At 73.8% G+C, this 20,395-nt stretch carries 23 protein-coding genes; 8 read left to right on the top strand and 15 right to left on the bottom strand.

All coding sequences use genetic code 11. The features are described 5' to 3' along the window. Positions 1 to 8 precede the first annotated feature (8 nt). Together NF338_RS19650 and NF338_RS19645 are read right to left on the bottom strand one after the other, a co-directional pair. Positions 9 to 152, bottom strand: coding sequence for a hypothetical protein (locus NF338_RS19650; protein ID WP_264032304.1), 144 nt, complete (start codon positions 150 to 152; stop codon positions 9 to 11). Between the two features lie 128 nt (positions 153 to 280). Continuing rightward, a complete protein-coding gene (locus NF338_RS19645) occupies positions 281 to 1,789 on the bottom strand; it encodes a PLP-dependent aminotransferase family protein (RefSeq protein ID WP_264032303.1) in 1,509 nt (502 codons plus the stop codon). 62 nt (positions 1,790 to 1,851) lie between these two features. On the opposite strand from NF338_RS19645, the gene NF338_RS19640 reads away from it, so the two are divergent. After that, positions 1,852 to 2,571: a YczE/YyaS/YitT family protein gene (locus NF338_RS19640; protein ID WP_264032302.1), complete on the top strand. Its 720-nt coding sequence runs from the start codon at positions 1,852 to 1,854 to the stop codon at positions 2,569 to 2,571. Between the two features lie 62 nt (positions 2,572 to 2,633). On the opposite strand, the gene NF338_RS19635 is transcribed toward NF338_RS19640, so the two are convergent. The 6 genes from NF338_RS19635 to NF338_RS19610 form a co-directional block, all read right to left on the bottom strand. Next, positions 2,634 to 3,644: an aldo/keto reductase family protein gene (locus NF338_RS19635; protein WP_264032301.1), complete on the bottom strand. Its 1,011-nt coding sequence runs from the start codon at positions 3,642 to 3,644 to the stop codon at positions 2,634 to 2,636. A gap of 66 nt (positions 3,645 to 3,710) precedes the next feature. Beyond that, on the bottom strand, positions 3,711 to 4,928 hold the full coding sequence (locus NF338_RS19630; RefSeq protein WP_264032300.1) for a sensor histidine kinase: 1,218 nt from the start codon (positions 4,926 to 4,928) through the stop codon (positions 3,711 to 3,713). Further along, positions 4,916 to 5,584: a response regulator transcription factor gene (locus NF338_RS19625; RefSeq protein ID WP_264032299.1), complete on the bottom strand. Its 669-nt coding sequence runs from the start codon at positions 5,582 to 5,584 to the stop codon at positions 4,916 to 4,918. Before NF338_RS19625 ends, NF338_RS19630 begins: the two co-directional genes overlap by 13 nt. Positions 5,585 to 5,675: 91 nt before the next feature. Further along, positions 5,676 to 6,158 (bottom strand): STAS domain-containing protein, encoded by a 483-nt coding sequence (locus tag NF338_RS19620; RefSeq protein ID WP_264032298.1) that lies wholly within the window; start codon positions 6,156 to 6,158, stop codon positions 5,676 to 5,678. A gap of 289 nt (positions 6,159 to 6,447) precedes the next feature. After that, a complete protein-coding gene (locus tag NF338_RS19615) occupies positions 6,448 to 6,774 on the bottom strand; it encodes a hypothetical protein (RefSeq protein ID WP_264032297.1) in 327 nt (108 codons plus the stop codon). 152 nt (positions 6,775 to 6,926) lie between these two features. Beyond that, positions 6,927 to 7,520, bottom strand: a complete 594-nt coding sequence (locus NF338_RS19610) for a DUF3043 domain-containing protein (RefSeq protein WP_264032296.1) — start codon at positions 7,518 to 7,520, stop codon at positions 6,927 to 6,929. 81 nt (positions 7,521 to 7,601) lie between these two features. On the opposite strand from NF338_RS19610, the gene NF338_RS19605 reads away from it, so the two are divergent. Beyond that, positions 7,602 to 9,044: a dipeptidase gene (locus NF338_RS19605; RefSeq protein WP_264032295.1), complete on the top strand. Its 1,443-nt coding sequence runs from the start codon at positions 7,602 to 7,604 to the stop codon at positions 9,042 to 9,044. A gap of 36 nt (positions 9,045 to 9,080) precedes the next feature. Here the strand turns inward: NF338_RS19605 and NF338_RS19600 are convergent, their stop codons facing one another. Beyond that, on the bottom strand, positions 9,081 to 9,905 hold the full coding sequence (locus NF338_RS19600; protein ID WP_264032294.1) for a hypothetical protein: 825 nt from the start codon (positions 9,903 to 9,905) through the stop codon (positions 9,081 to 9,083). Between the two features lie 49 nt (positions 9,906 to 9,954). Continuing rightward, complete coding sequence (locus tag NF338_RS19595; protein ID WP_264032293.1) at positions 9,955 to 10,485, bottom strand: acyl-CoA thioesterase; 531 nt, start codon at positions 10,483 to 10,485, stop codon at positions 9,955 to 9,957. Positions 10,486 to 10,580: 95 nt separating this feature from the next. On the opposite strand from NF338_RS19595, the gene NF338_RS19590 reads away from it, so the two are divergent. Beyond that, positions 10,581 to 10,973 carry a DUF3817 domain-containing protein gene (locus NF338_RS19590; RefSeq protein WP_264032292.1) on the top strand — a complete coding sequence of 131 codons (393 nt, stop codon included), beginning with the start codon at positions 10,581 to 10,583 and terminating at the stop codon, positions 10,971 to 10,973. A 31-nt stretch (positions 10,974 to 11,004) separates the two neighbouring features. On the opposite strand, the gene NF338_RS19585 is transcribed toward NF338_RS19590, so the two are convergent. Next, on the bottom strand, positions 11,005 to 11,604 hold the full coding sequence (locus NF338_RS19585; protein WP_264032291.1) for a DJ-1/PfpI family protein: 600 nt from the start codon (positions 11,602 to 11,604) through the stop codon (positions 11,005 to 11,007). A gap of 59 nt (positions 11,605 to 11,663) precedes the next feature. Further along, positions 11,664 to 12,872: a quinolinate synthase NadA gene (gene nadA / locus NF338_RS19580; protein WP_264032370.1), complete on the bottom strand. Its 1,209-nt coding sequence runs from the start codon at positions 12,870 to 12,872 to the stop codon at positions 11,664 to 11,666. A gap of 114 nt (positions 12,873 to 12,986) precedes the next feature. Between nadA and NF338_RS19575 the strand changes: the two genes are divergently transcribed. Next, positions 12,987 to 14,207 carry a glycerate kinase gene (locus tag NF338_RS19575; RefSeq protein ID WP_264032290.1) on the top strand — a complete coding sequence of 407 codons (1,221 nt, stop codon included), beginning with the start codon at positions 12,987 to 12,989 and terminating at the stop codon, positions 14,205 to 14,207. Positions 14,208 to 14,221: 14 nt separating this feature from the next. On the opposite strand, the gene NF338_RS19570 is transcribed toward NF338_RS19575, so the two are convergent. After that, positions 14,222 to 14,650, bottom strand: coding sequence for a VOC family protein (locus NF338_RS19570; RefSeq protein ID WP_264032289.1), 429 nt, complete (start codon positions 14,648 to 14,650; stop codon positions 14,222 to 14,224). Positions 14,651 to 14,841: 191 nt separating this feature from the next. Here NF338_RS19570 and erpA point away from each other — a divergent pair, with 191 nt between their 5' ends. After that, a complete protein-coding gene (gene erpA, locus NF338_RS19565) occupies positions 14,842 to 15,192 on the top strand; it encodes an iron-sulfur cluster insertion protein ErpA (protein ID WP_047234275.1) in 351 nt (116 codons plus the stop codon). Positions 15,193 to 15,294: 102 nt separating this feature from the next. Here erpA and NF338_RS19560 read toward each other — a convergent pair whose 3' ends face one another. Both NF338_RS19560 and NF338_RS19555 read right to left on the bottom strand, forming a co-directional pair. Next, the gene (locus tag NF338_RS19560; RefSeq protein WP_264032288.1) at positions 15,295 to 15,555 is read right to left on the bottom strand and encodes a sulfurtransferase TusA family protein; all 261 of its coding nucleotides are present in this window, start codon (positions 15,553 to 15,555) and stop codon (positions 15,295 to 15,297) included. Further along, entirely contained in the window at positions 15,552 to 16,697 is a 1,146-nt protein-coding gene (locus tag NF338_RS19555; RefSeq protein WP_264032287.1) for a cysteine desulfurase family protein, read from the bottom strand. The genes NF338_RS19560 and NF338_RS19555 overlap by 4 nt, the downstream gene beginning before the upstream one ends. 400 nt (positions 16,698 to 17,097) lie before the next feature. Here NF338_RS19555 and coxB point away from each other — a divergent pair, with 400 nt between their 5' ends. The 3 genes from coxB to NF338_RS19540 are packed head-to-tail and all read left to right on the top strand — an operon-like array spanning position 17,098 to position 20,236. Beyond that, on the top strand, positions 17,098 to 18,018 hold the full coding sequence (coxB, locus tag NF338_RS19550; protein WP_264032286.1) for a cytochrome c oxidase subunit II: 921 nt from the start codon (positions 17,098 to 17,100) through the stop codon (positions 18,016 to 18,018). After that, positions 18,018 to 19,841 carry a cytochrome c oxidase subunit I gene (gene ctaD / locus NF338_RS19545; protein ID WP_264032285.1) on the top strand — a complete coding sequence of 608 codons (1,824 nt, stop codon included), beginning with the start codon at positions 18,018 to 18,020 and terminating at the stop codon, positions 19,839 to 19,841. Before coxB ends, ctaD begins: the two co-directional genes overlap by 1 nt. Next, on the top strand, positions 19,838 to 20,236 hold the full coding sequence (locus NF338_RS19540; RefSeq protein ID WP_047234280.1) for a cytochrome c oxidase subunit 4: 399 nt from the start codon (positions 19,838 to 19,840) through the stop codon (positions 20,234 to 20,236). Before ctaD ends, NF338_RS19540 begins: the two co-directional genes overlap by 4 nt. Positions 20,237 to 20,395: the final 159 nt, after the last annotated feature.

The raw sequence follows: 20,395 nt of genomic DNA, 5'->3' as shown, positions 1-20,395 counted from the left end.
CCCTCGCCTCAGGCGCGCGTCACCTCCGCCCACGCCGCGCCCAGGCGCGTCGCGGCCGAGCGCAGCGACTCCTCGTCCGCGGTGAAGGTGAGCCGGACGTGCCCGTCGCCGGCGCCGTCGGGCGTGAGACCGGGACCGGGCGCCGCGAGCACGCCGCGCCGGGCCGCCGACGCGAGCGCCCTCGCCTACGCGTTCGGGGTGGGCGTCGTGGTGCAGGCGTGCACACGCGTGCTCGACCTCGGCCCGGCGGGTCGCCGGTGGTGGCGGCGCGGTGCGGTCGTCAGCCCGCCACGCGCGCCCACGCCGCGGCGAGCCGGGGCACCGCCCGCTCCAGCTCCTCGGGCGGGCGCGAGAACGTGAGGCGCAGCCGGTCCGCGGCGCTGCCGTCGGGGGTGAACGTCGGGCCGGCGTTGACGAGGACGCCCTCCGCGGCGGCCGCGGCGGCGAACGCCTGGGCGACGGGCGCGCCCACGTCGACCCAGAGGGACAGCCCGCCCTCGGGGACGTGCACGTGCCAGTCGGGGAGCGCCGCGGCGAGGAGCCGGCACAGCAGGTCGCGCTGCGCGCGCAGCGTCCGGCGGCGCTCGGCGAGCACGCTGCTCGCGTCGTCGAGCAGCTCGACGACGGCGAGCTGCTCGAGCACCGCGGTCGCGATGTCGGCGGACTGCCGCGTGCGCGCGAGTCGTGCGACGAGGTCGGGGTGCGCGCGGACCCAGCCGACGCGCAGCCCGCCCCAGAACGACTTGGACGCCGACCCCACGGTGACGACGTACGGCGACGTCCCGTCGCCGGCGAGCGGCTCGGCGACGGGGCCGACGGCGTCCGGGGCGCCGTCGAGGTCGAGGTCCGTGAGGGTCTCGTCCCCGACGACGGTCACGCGGTGGCGCGCCGCGGCGTCGCGCACCCCGGCCCGCTCCTCGACCGTGAGCGTGTAGGCGGTCGGGTTGTGGAAGTCCGGCACGAGGTACACCAGCCGTGGTGAGACCTGGCGCAGCGTCGAGCCGAAGAGGTCCACGTCGAACCCTGGTACGTCCCGGTCGCGACCCGGGTGCGTCGTCCGGTCGCCGCGCCCCACGGGGACGGGCACGAGCCGCGCCCCGGCGCGCCGCAGCGCCTCCATCGCGTGGTAGTAGGTGGGGGACTGCACGACGGCGCGGTCGCCGCCGCCGAGGAGCGTGCCCGCGAGCGTGGTGATCGCGTGCTGGGCACCGGTCGTGACGAGGACCTCGTCGGGGGTCGTCGGCGTGCCGCGTCGGGTGTGGTGGTCGGCGATCGCCTCGCGCAGCACGCCGACGCCGTACGGCTCGTACCCGCCCCCGGACAGGTACTCGGGGAGGCGTTCGAGCGCGCGCGAGTACGCGCCGTGCAGCCCGCTCGGGGCGGCGGACGTCGCCTGGGAGAGGTCGGCGAGGTCGATCGGTGCGTGCGGGGCCGGTGCGGGCGGCGCGTCGCCCCCGCGGGCGCGGGGCGCGGTCCGGGGCCGCGTCGCGCGGGGGAGCACGACGACGGTCCCCGACCCCGTGCGCGAGCGCGCGAAGCCCAGCTCGCGCAGCCGCCCGTACGCGGCCGCGGTGGTCGTGCGCGAGACGCCGAGCGCGACGGCGAGGTCGCGCTCGGACGGGAGCCGCGTGTGCGGCGCGAGCGTGCCGGCGAGGACGGCGGCGCGGAGCGCGTCGGCCAGCGCCGTGTACGCGGGGCCGCCCGCGTGCCAATGCCCCAGCAACCGCGCCGCGGCGGCGGGGGAGAGGTGGCGGTGGACGTCGACGGACCCGAGCGGGGCGAGGCTCATGGGGCCACTCTCTCGCGATTGGCTATGGATGTCGATGCCACTTGGTCGTCAGGATGGCTCGCATGAGCCCCACCCGTCGTGCCGTCCAGCTCCTCCTCGGCCTGCTCGCCTACGCGCTCTCCATGGCGATGCTCCTCCACGCGGGCCAGGGCGGGATGCCGTGGGACGTCCTGCACCAGGGGGTCGTGCTCCGCACCGGGCTGCCGTTCGGCGTCGTCGTCGGCTCGCTCAGCGTGCTGGCGCTGCTCGCGTGGATCCCGCTGCGGCAGCGCCCCGGTGTCGGCACGGTCGCGAACGTCGTCGTCATCACGCTGACCATCGATCCCGCGATCGCGCTCGTGACGCGCCTCGTTCCCGACCCCGGCGTCGCCGCGAGCGTCGTGCTGGCCGTCGGCGGGATCGTGCTCAACGGGCTCGCGACCTCGGCGTATCTCGGGGTGCGCCTCGGGCCCGGCCCGCGCGACGGGCTCATGACCGGCCTCGTCGCGCGCACCGGGTGGTCGGTGCGCCTCGTGCGCACGCTCATCGAGGTCGTCGTCGTGTCGGTGGGCTGGGCGCTCGGCGGCACGCTGGGATGGGCGACGATCGCCTACGCGCTCGGGGTCGGGCCGATCGTCCAGCTCACCGCGCGCTGGTTCGCCCCGCGAGGGCTCGCGGACCCGCGCCCCGCCCGCGCCCGGGTACGTCGTCGGGCGCACGTCGGGACGGAGTCTCGGGAGCCGGTCGCCGCGGCCACAGGCCCCCGGCCGGACGCGGGAGGCATGCCCGCGCCCGGTCGGTGAGGAGACGGCGACGGCCCCGGCGGACCACCGCGGGGGCCGTCGTCACGCACGCGGTGCCGGGATCAGGCGACGCGCGTATGCGGCGCGTTCTCGGCGGTCTTGCCCGGGTCGCGCTCCACGGAGTCTCCGAGGACGTCGTCGATGCGCGCCAGGAGCTCGGCCGGGATCGTGACGCCCGACGCCTGGACGTTCTCGGCGACCTGCTCGGGTCGGGACGCGCCCACGAGCGCCGCCGCCACGTTGTCGTTCTGGAGGACCCAGGCGACCGCGAGCTGCGGCATGGTGAGCCCCAGCTCCTCCGCGACGGGCTTGAGGTTCTGCACACGCGTGAGGACGTCGTCGGTCATGAACTGCGAGATCCCGCCGCGGCCCGCCTTCTCGTCGGCCGCGCGCGAACCGGCGGGTGCCGCCTGGCCGGGCAGGTACTTTCCGGACAGCACGCCCTGGGCCATCGGGGACCAGACGATCTGGGACAGCCCCAGCTCGCGCGAGGTCGGCACGACCTCGTCCTCGATGACGCGCCACAGCATCGAGTACTGCGGCTGGGAGGAGATGAGCTGGAAGCCCAGCTCCTTCGCGAGCGCGGCGCCGGCGCGGATCTGGTCGGCGGTCCACTCGGAGACGCCGATGTACAGCGCCTTGCCCTGCCGGACGATGTCGGCGAACGCCTGCATCGTCTCCTCGAGCGGCGTCTCCGTGTCGTACCGGTGCGCCTGGTAGAGGTCGACGTACTCGGTGCCGAGGCGCTGCAGCGAGCCGTTGATCGACTCCATGACGTGCTTGCGCGACAGGCCCGTGTCGTTGGGACCGCCGGGACCGGTGGGCCAGTAGACCTTCGTGAAGATCTCGAGCGACTCGCGCCGCTGTCCCTTGAGCGCGTCGCCGAGGACCTGCTCGGCCTTCGTGTTCGCGTAGACGTCTGCGGTGTCGAACGTCGAGATACCGGCGTCGAGGGCTGCGTGCACGCACGCCGTCGCGACGTCGTTCTCGACCTGGGAGCCGTGGGTGAGCCAGTTGCCGTAGGTGATCTCGGAGATCTTGAGCCCGGAGTTGCCGAGGTATCGGTAGCGCATGGTCGCGAGCCTACGCGCGCACGCGCGTTCGTCGACCACACGCCGTCGACCCGGTGCCCGGCCAGGTCAGTCCGGCCGCTCGACGGCGAACGGCAGGCTGAACGCCAGCCGGCCGCCGCCGTCGGGGTTGGTCCCCAGGGTGAGCGAGCCGCCCCGGTGCGTGATGCGGTCGTGGTGCCGACGCAGCCCGTGGAGAACCGGATCGGTCTGGTCCGGACCGGTGCCGTCGTCGTCGACGACCGTCTCGAAGACCCACGTGCCGGGCTCCGCGGTGGGGTGCGCGTCCGCATGGACCCGGACGCTGTTCGCCCGTCCGTGCTTGAGGGCGTTCGTCACGGCCTCCTCGACGGTGCAGATCGCGACGAGCCGCTCAGCCATCGGCATACGGGCCCCCTCGCGGCGGAGGGACCGGTAGTCGGGCCCGAGATCGATGGAGGCGTCCACCTGGGGCGGCAGGCGGCGCAGGAGCATCTCGATCGCCGCCTCGGTCCCGACGTCCGCCCCGGTCGGGAAGACCGTATGGCTCAGCGACCGGACGTCCTGCTCGCGGATCTCCTCGAGCTTCTCGGCCCAGTGGCGCACGTCCCCGGCCGACGACGCGTCGTCCGCCGCGTCGAGCTGTTCGGCGATCCGGTCGAGCCCGGCGGTGACGGTGACGAGGTGGTACTGGAGCGTTCCGTGGAGCTGGTCGAAGACGAGACGTCGCACCCGGATCTCCTCTTCCTGGAGCTCCTCGACGGCCTGGGTGGCGCGCCGCGCCTCGACCTCTCGCCGTCGCTCCTCGGTGCGGGCACGGTCGAAGAGCGTCGCGGCGAACAGCGCGGTCATCATGCCGACGATCCCGGAGAAGAGCCCGAGGAGCCCCACGGCCGTCACGTAGATCGAGCTGTCGGGCGTGCTCGTCAGGGCCGCCAGCGCGAGGATCCGGGGTACCGAGGCGACGGTCGCGACGGCGGTGACGACGAGGAACCGGCCCGGCCAGCCCCGCGACAGCGCGTGGAGCCCGAGGGAGCCGGCGAGCACGAGCCCGCCGTAGGCCAGGTTCACGAGGATGACCGCGATCCCCTCGCCGACGACACCGACGAGGCGGCGTTCGTGGGTGAGCGCGTCCTGGAGCCCGCCCCAGCCCGCCCAGCCGGCCAGCGAGACGACGGCGTAGAGGGAGAAGTTCGCGGCCGCGACGAGGATCGCGACGCGCAACCCGTCACGAGCACGAGCGTCGTCCACCGGTCGGTCGCTGCCGGCGGTCGGTGTCCCGGGCGCGTGCCCGCTCATGTCCGCCACGACCGGCCCGTCCCGTCGAGGAACGCCAGGACCGCGGCGACACGGCGGTTGTGGTCGCCGCCGTCGATCCCCAGCCGCTGGTAGATCGCCTTCAGGTGGCTCTCGACCGATCGCTCGCTGATCCCGAGCCGGTCCGCGGCCGCCTGGTTGGACAGACCCTCGGCGACGAGGCGGAGCACGCCGAACTGCGCGGGTGTCAGTCCGGCGACGGAGGTTCCGGCGCGCGGGGTCGACCGGCGGACGAGGTAGGGGTCGAGCACGACCTCGCCCCGCGCGGTGGCGGCGACCGCGCGCACGAGCACGTCGCGAGCGAACGTCGATCGCTTCGACAGGTAGCTCCAGGGCCGGGTCGCCTGGTCCTGCACGGAGGTGAACAGTCCCATGACGTCCTCTCCGGACAGCAGCATCACGGCGAGGTCCGGGTCCGCGCGCTGGAGAGCCAGGCCGAGGGCGACCCCGTTCCCGTCCGGGAGGTTGACGTCGAGCAGCGCGACGTCGCACGTCCCCGGGGCGAAGACGAGCCGCGCCTCCGCGACGCCGGGGACGGCGTGGACGACGCGGAGCGACTCCTCGGCCGAGAGGGTCTGCTCGAGCATCCCTCGCACGAGGGACTCGTCCTCGACGATGCCCACCCGTGTGACCGGAGTCGCCACCATCCTCCGATGGTAGGGGGAGGTGCGGTGGGTCGCGCCCGGGCCCGCCCGGTGCGCGCGTGCCGGGTCGGATCCGTGGCGACCGGCCGGGCCGTCAGGCCCGGGGCCCTGACGTGCAGAAGCTGCGATGCCCCCGGTGAGGCCGTCGCGAGGGTCGTGATCGGGCGGTGCGGACGGTCGGTACGGCCTGCTCGAGACCGACGAGGGCGAGGACGTCGGTCACGCTGGCGGGCGGGTCGAGGAGGTGGACGGGCGTGCCGGTCGCAGCGCACGTGCGGTGCACCGTCTCGATGAACGCCACCCCGGTGGAGTCCATGAAGGTGACGTCGCGCGCGTCCAGGACGACCGGTGCACCGGGCTCGGCGGCGTCGAGCGCGGCGAGGGCACCGAGGGCCTCGCCGAGGCGGGCCGCGTCGATCTCGCCGGACAACCGGATGTGGGTCGTCCCCGGCACGGTGTGGGCGACGATCCCCTCCGCCGTCCCCGCGACGCGACGGTGGTCGACGTCTCGCGCCGGAGGGAGCACGGCGGTGGGGCGGTGGGGCACGCGGCGCATCGCGCCGATCGCGGAGCTCATCGTTCCGACGGTCGCCGTCAGCGCGCGTGCGAGGCTTCGAGTGGGCTGCATCGGTTCTCCAGGAGTAGGCGAGGACAGGCAGGGCCTGATGCCGGCCGGGTCACGCGAGGGCCCGTGCCGGTCGCCGCGAGGGCGACGTCCTCGATATCACCGCGCAGGGACGCCCGTGGGCGGCTCGGGTGCGTGGAAACACGTACCCAGGCACCCGGTACCCGCGAGGTTGCGGGCCAGGAGGGGACCTAGGTCCCCGCGCACGACGATGCTCGGCGCAGGAGCGACCGGTACCCGCTCAGCGACGATCGGCGGTCGTCGCCGACACCTCGACGAACGACCGCAGCTCGTGGGCGTAGCTCTCGGGCTGCTCGAACGGGGCGAAGTGGCCGTCCCAGGGTGGCTCGGTGGCGTAGACGGTTCTCGCGCCGTGGTCGAGCGACGCGCGCGGGGGCCGGACGACGTCGCCGGCGAAGACGGAGAACCCGGACGGCACGCCGACGTAACGGGCGAGCCGCTCGCGGGGATCGCGGCGTTCGCGCGGTAGGCGCGGGCACCGGCCCCGACGATTCCTGCCGCCCAGCCGGTCGGCGAGGAGGGCGAGGACCTCGTGGCGCGTGTACACCGACCCCAGGTCGCCGTCGCAGTCGCTTCACGACCGCAGCTCCTCGACGACCCATGCCGAGCCGGAGCGGGAGCGGGGGCGTGTCCTCGGGTCGCGGGGTCGCGAGCGCGTGGCGGAGGGGGACGGGGGACCGGGTGGCCGGGAGCGGACCGCTACTCCGGGAAGACGCCGTGCTTCTTGTGCGTCGGCTTGGGCAGACGTGCGCGGCGGAGCTGGAAGGCGCGCATGACGGCGTACATGACGGTGCCCTTGGGGATCTCGCCAAACTTCGCGAGCAGGCGCTTGCGGAGGCGGCGCCACATGATGAAGCCGTCCACGACGGTCAGCAGCACGATGACGTAGAGCGTCATCACCGTGAGGAATGCGAGGTCCTGGTTCTGCGCGGTGAGGAACGAGAAGACGATGAACACCAGCGCGACGGGGAGGAAGAACTCGCCGAGGTTCCAGCGCGCGTCGACGTACTCGCGCACGTACCGCTTGACCGGGCCCTTGTCGCGGGGCGGCAGGTAGCGCTCGTCGCCCGTCTGCATCGCCTGGTACTGGCGGTCGCGCATCTCCCGCTGCTTCTCCCGCGCGGACTTCGCGGCGGCGCGACGGTCGTTCGGCACGAGGGGTCGCTTGTTCGCGGCCTCGGAGACCTTGCGCTTGGGCGTCGGTCGGCCCTTGCCGGCGGCCTCGATCTCGGCCGCCTGCTCGACGGGGTCGGGGGCGGCGGACGTCGCGGCGGGCTTGTTGCGGGAGAACACCCCTCCAGGGTAGTCGAGCCGGGGCAGTGCCGGACGCCGGTCCCAGGACCGGCGGGCACGTGGTGTCGTACGGTGCTCGTCGTGACGAACTCACCCGACCCCACCGTCCCTGCGCCCGGCACCACGCCCGACGCCGCGACCCGCCCAGAGCTCGCGACCACGCTCCGCGAGACCGTGGCCCGCCTGTTCCCCGCGCTGCGCGCGGACCTCGAGTCCCTCGTGCGCGTGCCCAGCGTCTCGAACGCCGCGTTCGACCAGGCGCACGTCGCGGCGAGCGCCGACGCCGTCGCCGCGCTCCTGCGCGACGCCGGCCTGCCCGAGGTGCAGGTGCTGCGCGCCCGGACCGCCGACGGCACCGAGGGCGCACCCGCCGTCGTCGCGCGCCGTCCGGCTCCCGACGGCGCGCCGACCGTCCTGCTGTACGCGCACCACGACGTGCAGCCCCCGGGCGACGCCGCGACGTGGGAGACCGACCCGTTCGAGCCGACCGAGCGAGACGGGCGCCTGTACGGCCGCGGTGCGGCCGACGACAAGGCGGGCGTCGTGGCGCACCTGGGCGCGCTGCGTGCTCTGGCTGCGAGCACAGCGCTCGGCGACTTCCCGGTCGGGGTGACGGTCTTCGTCGAGGGCGAGGAGGAGATCGGCTCGCCGACGTTCCTGCCGTTCCTCACGCAGTACCGCGACCTGCTCGCGGCCGACGTCATCGTCGTCGCGGACTCCTCGAACTGGAAGATCGGCGTCCCCGCGCTCACGACGTCGCTGCGCGGCCTCGTGGACTGCGAGGTCGAGGTGGCGGTGCTCGACCACGCGGTGCACTCGGGCATGTTCGGCGGCCCCGTGCTCGACGCGGTGACGCTCCTCGCGCGGCTGATCACGACCCTGCACGACGACGCGGGCAACGTCGCCGTGCCCGGGCTGGTCACGGCGGCCGAGCCGACCGTCGACTACGCGGAGGCGGACTTCCGGGCGGACTCGTCGCTCCTCGACGGCACCGTGCTCGCTGGAGAGGGGAGCATCGCCGGGCGGCTGTGGACCAAGCCGGCGATCGCCGTCATCGGCCTCGACGCGCCGAGCGTCGCGCACGCGTCCAACACGCTCACCCCCCGCGCGACCGCGAAGCTCTCGGTGCGGCTCGCGCCGGGGCAGGACCCGGCCGCCGCGATGGCCGCGCTCCGCACGCACCTGGAGACGAACGCGCCCCTCGGCGCCCGGGTCACCGTGCGCGACGGCGAGCAGGGCAAGCCGTTCCTCGCCCCCGGCGACTCCGAGGCCATGCGGGCGGCGCGGTGGGCGTTCGCGACGTCGTGGGGCACCGACCCGGTCGACATCGGCGTGGGCGGGTCGATCCCGTTCATCGCCGACCTGCTCGAGGTGTTCCCCGACGCGGCGATCCTCGTGACCGGCGTCGAGGACCCGGACTCCCGCGCCCACGGCGCGAACGAGTCGGTGCACCTCGGCGAGCTCGAGAAGGTCGTGCTCGCCGAGGCGCTCCTGCTCGCCCGGCTCGGCGGCGCGGTCGCCTGACCCGCGCTCGCGTCCCGCGCGGCGGCGCTCGCCCGGTCAGCCGGGGAGCGCCGTCCGCAGGTCCGCAGCCTCGGCGAGGGTCGGCCCGACGGCGTCGCGCACGTCCGGGCCGAGGGCGCCCGCCAGTGCGTCGAGGTCGGCGAGGTGCGTGCGTGCCGCGTCGGGGTCGCCTACGCGGACGGTCAGCTCGGCGAGGTAGGCGAGGGCGCGCACGCGGTCGGCCACGTCGGCGTCGTCCCCGGCGCGCCGCAGCGCGCCCGCGAGGATCTTGCGCGCCTGGACCGGGTCGCCGTGCGAGTCGGCCTGCACGACGGCGTCGTCCAGCGCCCGCGCGAGCCGCCCCTCGGGGCGGGCGGCGTACGCGTCGACGGCGGACGCCCCGGCCGCGTCCGTGGCCGGCGCCGCCGCGGCGGGGGAGCGGCGCATCACGCGCACCCAGTTGCCGGCGGGGTCCACGAGGCTGAAGCCCGTCGTGCCGCCCGCGTTCGCGCGCCGCCGGGGGCGGGTGATCCGGGGGAAGCCCGTGAGCGGCAGCCGCCCGTAGCGGGCGCGCAGCCCCGCGGCGAACGCCTCGAAGACCGGCGCCGTGTCCTCCACGACGACGATGCACGTGCTGTAGCTGTCCTGCGGCTCGATCCCGTCGAGCCCGAAGTAGTGGATGTCCACGCCGCCGCGGCGCACCGCGAGGTACGGGTTGGGCCGGAGCTGGCGGTAGGTCACGTCGAAGCCGAGCGCGGTCCAGAAGTCGCGCAGCTCGTCGATGTCCCGGCAGGGCAGGGCCGGGACCATGGTCGCGTCGAACGGGTCGGTGGCGGGGCGCTCGGGGTGCGTGTCGGGGTCAGGGGCGCGGTCGGCGGTCACCGATCCATCGAAGCACCCGACCCCCGCGCGCGACCAGGGTGCCGGACGGTCAGCCGCGGTGCGCGACGTCGACCGCCCGGGACCACCGGGCGACGTCGTCGGGGAGCTCGGGCGAGGCGACGTCGCCGCCCAGGAGCCCGACGACGGCGGGCGCGGCGATCCGGTCGCCGGACCCGCGCGCGAGGAACCGCCCCGCGACGAGGCCGCGCGCGCACAGGTCGCCACCGCGCGAGAACACCTGCTCCAGGTAGACGACGCGCTCGTCCCACCCGAGGACGCGCGTCGCGATCTCGAAGCGGTCCCAGAGCTGGAGCGAGCGGCGGTACTTCATGGTCGACGCCGCGACGACGGGATACCAGCCCTTCTCCTTGAGCAGCGGGAACCCGCCGAGGTCGGCGATGAAGTTGCTGCGCGCGACGTCCATCATCTGGAGGTACGTCCCGTTGTTGACGTGCAGATAGAAGTCGAGGTCGCCCGGGTGCACGCGCATCCGGGTGACGGACGGCTCGAGGACGCCGCGGCCCGGCACAGCCTTGCGCGGCAGCGTGCTGGCGACGAGGAGCTGGATCTGGCGGGTCACCCGGGCAGGCTACTACCTCGCACCAGCGGTATCAGGTACCTCCGCCGCAGGAGTCCCGGGCGGCCCTGTCATCTGCGTGTGCGAGGATGCGCGCCGTGACGACGACGAGCCCCGCCCCTCGCCCCACCGCCACCGCCGACACCGGGTCCACCCCGGCGCACCCCTGGCAGGTCCGTGCCTTCCGGGCGGTCGCGATCGCCGAGGCGTTCTCCTGGGCCGGGCTGCTCGTCGGCATGTACCTCAAGTGGGTCGCCGGCACGACCGAGCGCGGGGTGGAGATCTTCGGGCCGGTCCACGGCGCCCTCGTGCTCGTGTACGTCGCCCTCGCCGTGCTCGTCGCCGTGCGCGTCCGCTGGTCGCTCTGGACGGCCTTCTTGGCCCTCGCCGCGACCGTCCCGCCGTTCTGCACCGTCGTCTTCGACCTCTGGGCGCACCGGACAGGTCGCTACACGGCCTCGGCGCGCAGGGCGGTCGTCACCCGCGACTGACGCTCGCGCGCCGGGCCGGTGCGCTCGCGGCTCACACCGGGGGGTCGGGGTCGTACTGGATCGCTCGGCGCACGGCGCGCGCGACGTCGTCGCTCTCCAGCCGGGCGACGAGGTGCAGCGCCATGTCGATCCCCGCGGACACGCCCGCGGACGTGACGACGTCGCCGTCGTCGACGAACCGCGCCTCGGTGTCGACCACGATGCTCGGGTCGATCTCCGCGAGCTCGTCGTAGTGCTCCCAGTGCGTCGTCGCGGGCCGCCCCGCGAGCAGCCCCGCGGCCGCGAGCACGAGCGAGCCCGTGCACACGCTCGCGATGACCGGGGTCTGGGCGCGCATCGCGCGCAGCCACTCGAGGTGCACGCGGTCCGCGAGGAGCGAGCGCGTCCCCCACCCGCCGGGGTAGACCAGCAGGTGGAGCGGACCGACGTCGTCCGCCGAGCGGTCGGGGAGCAGCCGCAGGCCCTTCGCGAGGCGCACGCCGCCGCCGTCCCACGAGAACGTGGAGACGTGCGGCTTGAGCGCGGAGTGCTCGGCCCAGGCGGACAGCACCTCGAACGGCCCGGCGACGTCGAGCTCCTCCGCCTCGTCGAAGACGAAGATCCCGACGTTCATCCCGTTCCCGGTGCTCATGCCTACCTCCGCGTGCCCCGGCGTCTCGAGGCTCTCGTCGGCTCCTGCGTCCGAGCGCCCTAGATGCCCGGCAGGGCGAGCATCTGGTCGAGCGCGACGCGCGCCCAGTGCGCGTCGTCGGCGTCCACGACGATCCGGTTCACCACGCGGCCCGCGACGAGCGACTCCATCGCCCACACGAGGTGCGGCAGGTCGATCCGGTTCATCGTCGAGCAGAAGCACACCGTCGAGTCGAGGTAGTGCACCTGCTTGTCCGGGTGGGCCCGCGCGACGCGGCGCACCAGGTTGAGCTCGGTCCCGATCGCCCACGACGAGCCCGGCTCCGCGGCGTCGAGCATCTTGATGATGTACTCCGTGGACCCGACGAAGTCCGCGGCCGTGACGACCTCGTTCTTGCACTCCGGGTGCACGAGCACGTTGACGTCCGGGACCGCCGCGCGCATGTCGCTCACGTTCTTCGCGGAGAACCGGCCGTGCACCGAGCAGTGCCCGCGCCACAGGATCATGCGCGCGTCGCGCAGCTCGGCGTCCGTGAGGCCGCCGTTCGGCTTGCGCGGGTCGAACACGACGCAGTCGTCGAGCGACATCGCGAGCTTGAGGACCGCGGTGTTGCGCCCGAGGTGCTGGTCGGGGAGGAACAGGACCTTGCCCGTGCCGTCCACGCCGCCCACCTGGTCGAACGCCCAACGCAGCGCGACCTCCGCGTTCGACGACGTGCACACCGTGCCGCCGTGGCGGCCCGTGAACGCCTTGATCGCGGCCGAGGAGTTCATGTACGTCACGGGGATCGTCGCGTCGGCGATGCCGACCTCCTCGAGCACGTCCCACGCGTCCTCGACCTGGTCGATCGCCGCCATGTCCGCCATCGAGCAGCCGGCCGCGAGGTCGGGCAGCACGACCTGCTGCGCGTCGGACGTGAGGATGTCGGCGCTCTCCGCCATGAAGTGCACGCCGCAGAAGAGGATGAACTCGGCCTCGGGCCGCGCGGCGGCCTCGCGCGCGAGCTTGAACGAGTCGCCCGTCACGTCGGCGAAGTCGATGACCTCGTCGCGCTGGTAGTGGTGACCGAGCACGAACGCCCGCTCGCCCAGCGCGGCGCGCGCCACCCGGGCGCGCTCCACGAGGTCCGGGTCGCTCGGCGCGGGCAGGTCGCCCACGCACTCGACCCCGCGCTCGGACGCGAGGTCACGGCCCTGTCCCAGCAGGAGCAGGGCGGAAGGACTGGGTTCCGCGAACCCGCCCTGGCGCGAGGTGTTCGGCCCGTCCACGGACGACAGCAAGGTGCTACCAGTGCTCACGGCACCATCGTCGCACAGCGCCGCCGCGGTCGAGCGGGCGTCCCGCCGGGACCGGGCGGGCGCCCGCCCTGGCACAATCCGGGCATGCGCGTGCTGCTCACCGGCTCCACCGTCCCGCCCGTGCCCGACGGCGCGTGGCCGGCCGGGGAGACCTCGTCGCCACCCGCCCCTGCCGGGCCCACGCTCGACGACGTCGCGGGATGGTGGGCGCCGCACGCCACGGTCGAGACCGTGGCACTCGCGGCGTCCGGGCCGGCGTTCCTCGACGCCGTGGCACCCGTCGCGCCGGAGGTCCTCGCCGGGGTGGTCCCGCGGCCGGACGGGGGCGACGTCCCGGTCGCGGTCCGCCGTCGGACGCCGCACGGGGACGGCACCGGAACGCGCGGGACCGTCTATGTCGACGCCTCTCAGGTGCCCGCGACCGGCGCGGGCGAGGTGCTCGAGCTCGACGGGGGGCCCGTGGCCGTACCCGGGCGGTCCTCGACTGCCGTCGGGCACCTCCTGGCGCTCGCGGCCGACGCCGCGCGCGGACCGGACGGAGCGCCCGGGCGCGTCGTCCTCGCCACCGGCGGGAGCACGAGCCACGACGCCGGGCTCGGCGCCCTCCTCGCGCTCGCGGGGGTTCCGGAGCGCGACGGAGGCACTCCGACCTCCGTCCCGGCGGACGTCGTGCGCGCCGCGCGGGCCGCGCTGGGCGGCACCGACCTGGTGGCGGCCGTCGCGGCCGACGTCCCGCTGCTCGGGCTGCACGGGGCGAGCGCGACGCTCGACGCCCGCGGTGTGGATCCTGCGGTAGCCCAGCACCTCGAACGCGCGCTCGGCGCGGTCGCGCACGACGTGGCCTCCGCCGTCGACCGCGTGACGGCGGACGCCAGTGACCCCAGAGGTGCGCTCGCCGGACGGGACCTCCTCGCCGCGTCGTCGGCGGGCCGTCGCCTGGCGGGCCTGCCGGGGACGGGGAGCGGGGGCGGGCTCGCCCACGCGGTGGTGGCCCTGGGCGGCCGGCTCGTGCCCGCGCTGCGCGTGGTCGCCGACGACCTGGGTCTGGACGCGCGGCTCGCGGGCGTGGACGCCGTCGTCGTGCTCGCGGACGAGCTCGGTGCGCACGAGCTCGGGGACGGGACGGTGCGCGAGGTCGCGGCCCGGGCCGCCCACCACGCGCTCCCGGTGGTCGTGGTGGCGCGCGCGGTCGTCGCGGGGCGGCGCGAGCAGGCCGCGGCCGGCGTGAGCGGCACCTACGCGTGGGGCGACGGCGACCCGCGCGCCCTCGTGGAGCGCGTCGCGCGGACGTGGTCGCGCGGCTGACGCCCCAGGTCGCCTCAGCCGAGGTCGACGGTCCCGTCCGCGCGGACCGACCAGGCGGGGTTGTGGGCGATCTCCCACACCAGGCCGTTGGGGTCGGCGACGTGGGCGTGGAAGACGCCGCCGAACTCGCCCTCCTGCGGTTCCTTGCGGACGGTCCCGCCCGCGGCGACCATCGCCTGCGCGAGCTCGACGACCGCTGCCCGGGAGCCCACGTTGTGCGACAGCGTGAGGCCTGTCGTGGCAGGCGTCGCGTCGGGGGTGCCGGCGTCGCGCACGAAGGCAGACTCCTCGAAGAAGCCGAGGAGCTGGCCCGCCGCCGAGCGGTAGAAGACGATCTCGCCCGGCACATCGAGCTGCGGGGTCCAGCCGAGGGCGCCGTAGAACCTCCGCGCGGCGTCGAGGTCGCGCGTCGCGACCGTGACGAAGTGCAGCGACTGGTCCATGCGTCTCCCGTCGGCGGGCCGCGCCACCGGTGCGGCGCGGGCTCCGTTCGACCGTACGCCGCCGGGTGGTCGTAGACTCGGGAACACGACCGGCACGAGTGGTGTTGAGGACCTGACGGGATCTCTCTCGAGAGATCCGTAGAAGCCGGCCACCACCGGGGCAGCACTGCCCCCGACAGCGCGGAGACGAGATGAGCGAGACCACCGACATTGCCACGCACGGCGTCAACCTGACCGACGGGGCCGCGGACAAGGTCCGCACCCTCCTCGAGCAGGAGGGTCGCGACGACCTGCGCCTGCGCGTCGCGGTGCAGCCCGGCGGCTGCTCCGGACTGATCTACCAGCTCTACTTCGACGAGCGCGTGCTCGACGGCGACGCGCTGCGCGACTACGACGGCGTCGAGGTCGTGGTCGACAAGATGAGCGTCCCCTACCTCGAGGGCGCGACGATCGACTTCGCGGACACGATCGAGAAGCAGGGCTTCACGATCGACAACCCCAACGCGGGCAGCGCCTGCGCCTGCGGCGGCTCCTTCAGCTGACCCGCCCGGCGTGCCCCGTGCACGCCGTACCGGACCGCACGAGCCCGGTCACCCGCACCGCGGGTGACCGGGCTCGCGTCGTCCCGGGACGCTGCCGCCGCGTCAGGCGCCGAGCTCGACCGTGATCGCCCAGGCGTCCCCGTCGTGGTCGTCGTGCGCGCGGGGGAGCGGCTCCTCCCCGACGACGGTGTGACCGCGCATCCGGGCCCAGGCCGGGACGTCGAGCCGCGCGGCCGGGTCCGTCGACCACACCGTGAGGCGCGTGCCTGGGTCCCGGTCACGTGCGGCGGCGGCGATCCGGATCACGGGGAGCGGGCAGCGCAGCCCGCGCGCGTCGACCACGTCGAGAGCGTCGTCCGTCACAGGCCCTGCACCCCCAGCGTGGCGCGCACGCGCGCGACCGCCCCGGGCAGCACGGCGAGCAGCCGGTCGACGTCCGCCTCGGTCGTCGACCGGTCGAGCGCGACGCGCACGTTGCCGTGCGTGAGGACACCCATCGCGGCCAGGACGTGCGACGGCTCCAGCGAGCTCGACGTGCACGCGGAGCCCGAGCCGACGGCGATCCCCTCGCGGTCGAGGTCCGTGAGCAGCGCCTCGCCGTCCACGTAGAGGAACGAGAAGGTCACGACGTGCGGCAGGCGGTCGACCGGGTCACCCACGACCTCGACGTCGGGGATCTCGGCCACGCGCGCGCGGACCCGGTCGACGAGCGCGCGGCGCCGCGCGTCCTCGGCCTCCCGGTCCGCCAGCACCGCCTGGAGCGCCACGGCGGCCGCGAACGCCGCGGGGACGGAGACCCCGCCGGGGGCCCAGGGGTCGGGGTCCTCCGGGAACGGGCTGCGCCGTCGTACGCGGGACCGGACCGCCAGGACCCCGACGCCGGGACCTCCGCCCCAGTCGGCAGGGTCGGCGGCCAGGGCGTCCCAGGCCACCGGGACGGCGTCGTGGCCGATGCTCGCCCCGGCGTCGACGAGGAGGGGGACCTCGGCGCCCCGTGCGGCCTCGTGCACCGCCGCGACCGGCTGGCGCGTGCCCACCTCGCCGTTGGCGAGCTGGAGCGCGGCGAGCGCGACGCCCGGGCGCGCGACGGCGTCGGACATCGCTGCGGCGTCGACCCGACCGGCGCGGTCCACGCCGACGACCTCCCGCTCGAGCCCGCCGTGCTCGGCGGCGTGCAGGAGGGCGGCGCGCTCGACGGCCCCGACGACGACCTGCCTGCCGACGCGCGAACGTGCCCCGGCGAGCGCGGCGACGGCGGTGTGCAGCGACGCGGTGTGGGAGGGAGTGAGGTGGACCTCCTCCGTCCGCGCGCCGAGCGCTGCGGCCACGGCTTCGCGCGCGCCGTCGAGCAGCGCGGCGGCGCGGCGGCCCTCCGCGTGCAGGCGGCGGGGGTCGGCCCAGCCGTCGTCGAGCGCGCGGTCGAAGGCCTCGCGCGCGAGCGGGTGCCAGGGCGCGCGCCCGCCGTTGTCGAGACGGGTCCGGCGAACAGGGGTGGTGTGTGTCACATGGTCTCCAGAGCGCTGGCGGTCGCGTCGCAGGGCGAGGCGCGGGCCGGGGGAGCCGGTCGGCCGCGCCCGGGCGGGCGCGCCGTGGTCTCCCGCGGGGCATCGGATCGTTGCGCTCGCGCGGACCGCGACGGGGCGTCGGGGCCGGCCCGCACGCTCCACCGGCACGGTACCGCTCCACCGTCCGGCGTGTCGGTGTGGCAAGGATCTGACAGACCTGGCGCGGGTGTGGTGAACCCGTCCTGACCGGCCATGACGTGTGCCGCATCTCGCCCGCCCGCGGCGGGTTCCGGGCCACGAAGGGCGGAATCCCGCGCTAGGCTTCGTGTGTCGAGGACGAAGGTCCTGTGCTGGGCTCGTAAAGGCGGGCTCGGGCAGGACGTGACGTGAAAGGCCCCCCTTGCACTCGCAACCCCCTAGCCGCACACGGCGCACCATCCTGCGGGCGACGGCCCTCGCCGTCGCCGTCGCTGCGGTGGCGTCCGGCTGCGCCAGCGACACGGTCCAGCGCGGGTTCCTGCCCGGTTACGAGGACGGGGAGGTGACCAACCAGACCGCCCGGATCACGTCGCTGTGGACCGGCTCGTGGATCGCCGCCCTCATCGTCGGCGTCATCACGTGGGGCCTCATGCTGTGGTGCGTCGCGGCCTACCGCAAGCGCAAGGACGACCACCGGCTCCCGATCCAGACGCGGTACCACCTGCCGCTCGAGATCATGTACACGGCCGTGCCGATCATCATGGTCCTCGTCCTGTTCTTCTACACGGACCGCGACATGAGCGCGATCGTGGACAAGGACGTGGAGTCGGACATGACCGTCCAGGTCATCGGCAAGCAGTGGAGCTGGGACTTCAACTACGTGGACGAGGACGTCTACGAGAGCGGCCAGCACCTCGCCGACGTCGGCGGCACGATGACGGAGGACGCGGAGATCGACGGTGCCCCCGGTACCTCGGAGGCGCTGCCGACGCTGTACCTGCCCGCTGGCGAGAGCATCCGCTTCGTCCTGGACTCGCGCGACGTCATCCACTCGTTCTGGATCCCCGCGTTCCTCTACAAGCTCGACATGATCCCGCACCGCACCAACGAGTTCGTGGTCACCCCGCAGCGCGAGGGTGTCTACGCCGGCAAGTGCGCCGAGCTCTGCGGCGAGCACCACTCCGGGATGCTCTTCAACGTCGAGATCGTGGACCGCGCCGAGTTCGACGCGCAGATGGAGGCGCTCCGCGAGAAGGGGCAGGAGGGCCAGATCCCGGTCGAGGGATTCAGCCGCCTCCAGGACCCGAACCCCGTCCCTGCTAGCACGGAGGGTGAGCACTGATGGTCGCGCAGGCCGAAGTCATCCCCGGTCTCGCCCCTCGGCGGCAGACCCTCGGTCGGACCGTGATCAAGTGGGTCACGTCCACCGACCACAAGACCATCGGGTACATGTACCTGATCACGTCGTTCATCTTCTTCTGCATCGGCGGCCTCATGGCCCTCGTGATCCGCGCGGAGCTCTTCGAGCCCGGGATCCAGCTCGTGCAGAGCAAGGAGCAGTACAACCAGCTCTTCACGATGCACGGCACGATCATGCTGCTGCTGTTCGCGACCCCGCTGTTCGCCGGGTTCGCCAACGTCATCATGCCGCTGCAGATCGGTGCGCCGGACGTCGCGTTCCCGCGACTGAACATGTTCGCGTACTGGCTCTACCTCTTCGGTGGGCTCATCGCCTCGGCCGGCTTCTTCACGCCGCAGGGCGCGGCCTCGTTCGGATGGTTCGCGTACGCGCCGCTGTCGAACACGACGTTCAGTCCGGGTCTCGGAGGAGACCTGTGGGTGTTCGGCCTCGCGCTCGCCGGGTTCGGCACCATCCTCGGTGCCGTCAACTTCATCACGACGATCATCACCATGCGTGCGCCCGGCATGACGATGTTCCGCATGCCGATCTTCACGTGGAACACGCTCATCACGAGCCTCCTCGTGCTCATGGCGTTCCCGCCGCTGGCCGCCGCGCTCTTCGCGCTCGGCGCCGACCGGCGCTTCGGTGCCCAGATCTTCAACCCCGAGAACGGGGGAGCGATCCTCTGGCAGCACCTGTTCTGGTTCTTCGGGCACCCTGAGGTCTACATCATCGCGCTGCCGTTCTTCGGCATCGTGTCCGAGATCTTCCCGGTCTTCGCCCGCAAGCCGATCTTCGGCTACAAGGGCCTCGTCTACGCGACGATCGCCATCGCGGCGCTCTCCGTCACGGTGTGGGCGCACCACATGTACGTGACCGGCGCGGTCCTGCTGCCGTTCTTCGCGTTCATGACGATGCTCATCGCGGTCCCGACCGGTGTGAAGTTCTTCAACTGGATCGGCACGCTCTGGCGAGGCAAGCTCACGTTCGAGACACCCATGCTGTGGTCGATCGGCTTCCTCGTGACCTTCCTCTTCGGCGGTCTGACGGGCGTCATCCTGTCGAGCCCGGCGCTGGACTTCCACCTGTCCGACTCCTACTTCGTGGTGGCGCACTTCCACTACGTCGTGTTCGGCACCGTGGTGTTCGCGATGTTCGCGGGCTTCTACTTCTGGTGGCCCAAGTTCACCGGTCGGATGCTCAACGAGCGCCTCGGCAAGCTGCACTTCTGGCTGCTGTTCATCGGCTTCCACACCACGTTCCTCATCCAGCACTGGCTGGGTGTCGAGGGCATGCCGCGCCGTTACGCGGACTACGCGCCGTCGGACGGCTTCACGTGGGAGAACCAGGTCTCGACGGTCGGGGCGTTCATCCTCGCCGCGTCGACCCTGCCCTTCCTCTGGAACGTCTACACGACCTGGCGCAACGCGCCCAAGGTCGAGGTCGACGACCCGTGGGGCTACGGCCGCTCGCTCGAGTGGGCGACGTCGAGCCCGCCGCCGCGGCACAACTTCACGTCGCTGCCCCGCATCCGCTCCGAGTCGCCCGCCTTCGACCTGCACCACCCCGAGGTCGCGGCGATGGACCACGCCGAGCCGAACCCGAACGTCCTCGAGCAGGTCTACGGCGAGGCTGACCGTCGCGGCGAGAAGAGCGTCGCGCTCGACCGCCTGAGCGGTGCGGAGAGCGGGAGCGACTCCACGACGACCACGATCGTCGACGAACCCCGAACGGGCACGACGGACGAGGAGGCCGGGAAGTGAAGGTCGAGTACAAGCTGTTCCTCTACGGGACGCCGTTCTTCATCGCCGCAGGGCTCGTCTACGGCTTCTGGAGCCACTGGGAGCCCGTCGGGTCGGTCGCGATCCTCCTGACCGGTGCGCTGGTCGCGATGATCGGTGCCTACCTCATGCTCACGGCGAAGCGCATCGACGCCCGTCCCGAGGACGACCCCGAGGGTCTTATCGAGCAGGGCGCGGGCGACCAGGGCGTCTATGCCCCGTGGAGCTGGTGGCCGCTCGCCATCGCCGGCTCGGCCGCGATCGTCTTCCTCGGTCTCGCCGTCGGCTGGTGGCTCGTCTACGTGGGGATCGCGCTCGCCGCGGTCGCCCTCGTCGGCTGGGTCTTCGAGTTCTCCCGCGGCCAGCACGCCCACTGATCGACCCGACGTCCGTCGTGACGTCCGAACGGCCCGGTCCCCGGCAGGGGGACCGGGCCGTTCGTCGTTCCTGGACCTGCCTCGACGACGTCGCGCGCCACCTCTTCGTGACCGCGGACTGAGCCGCCCCGAAGTCGCCGAGAACGAGGTTGGTCCCGT

Origin of the sequence: Cellulosimicrobium sp. SH8 (assembly GCF_025818875.1) — a bacterium.
Taxonomy (GTDB): Bacteria; Actinomycetota; Actinomycetes; order Actinomycetales; family Cellulomonadaceae; genus Cellulosimicrobium; species Cellulosimicrobium cellulans_D.
Note: the sequence above shows the minus strand (reverse complement) of the source record. Positions and strands in the feature narration are given on the sequence as shown.

Excerpts from the sequence above, each read along its gene's own strand:
- NF338_RS19645 (WP_264032303.1), bottom strand. The coding sequence starts at position 1,789 with ATGAGCCTCGCCCCGCTCGGGTCCGTCGACGTCCACCGCCACCTCTCC.
- ctaD (WP_264032285.1), top strand. The coding sequence starts at position 18,018 with ATGGTCGCGCAGGCCGAAGTCATCCCCGGTCTCGCCCCTCGGCGGCAG.
- NF338_RS19570 (WP_264032289.1), bottom strand. The coding sequence starts at position 14,650 with ATGGACCAGTCGCTGCACTTCGTCACGGTCGCGACGCGCGACCTCGAC.
- NF338_RS19625 (WP_264032299.1), bottom strand. The coding sequence starts at position 5,584 with ATGGTGGCGACTCCGGTCACACGGGTGGGCATCGTCGAGGACGAGTCC.
- NF338_RS19635 (WP_264032301.1), bottom strand. The coding sequence starts at position 3,644 with ATGCGCTACCGATACCTCGGCAACTCCGGGCTCAAGATCTCCGAGATC.
- NF338_RS19620 (WP_264032298.1), bottom strand. The coding sequence starts at position 6,158 with ATGAGCTCCGCGATCGGCGCGATGCGCCGCGTGCCCCACCGCCCCACC.
- NF338_RS19640 (WP_264032302.1), top strand. The coding sequence starts at position 1,852 with ATGAGCCCCACCCGTCGTGCCGTCCAGCTCCTCCTCGGCCTGCTCGCC.
- NF338_RS19575 (WP_264032290.1), top strand. The coding sequence starts at position 12,987 with ATGCGCGTGCTGCTCACCGGCTCCACCGTCCCGCCCGTGCCCGACGGC.
- NF338_RS19585 (WP_264032291.1), bottom strand. The coding sequence starts at position 11,604 with ATGAGCACCGGGAACGGGATGAACGTCGGGATCTTCGTCTTCGACGAG.
- erpA (WP_047234275.1), top strand. The coding sequence starts at position 14,842 with ATGAGCGAGACCACCGACATTGCCACGCACGGCGTCAACCTGACCGAC.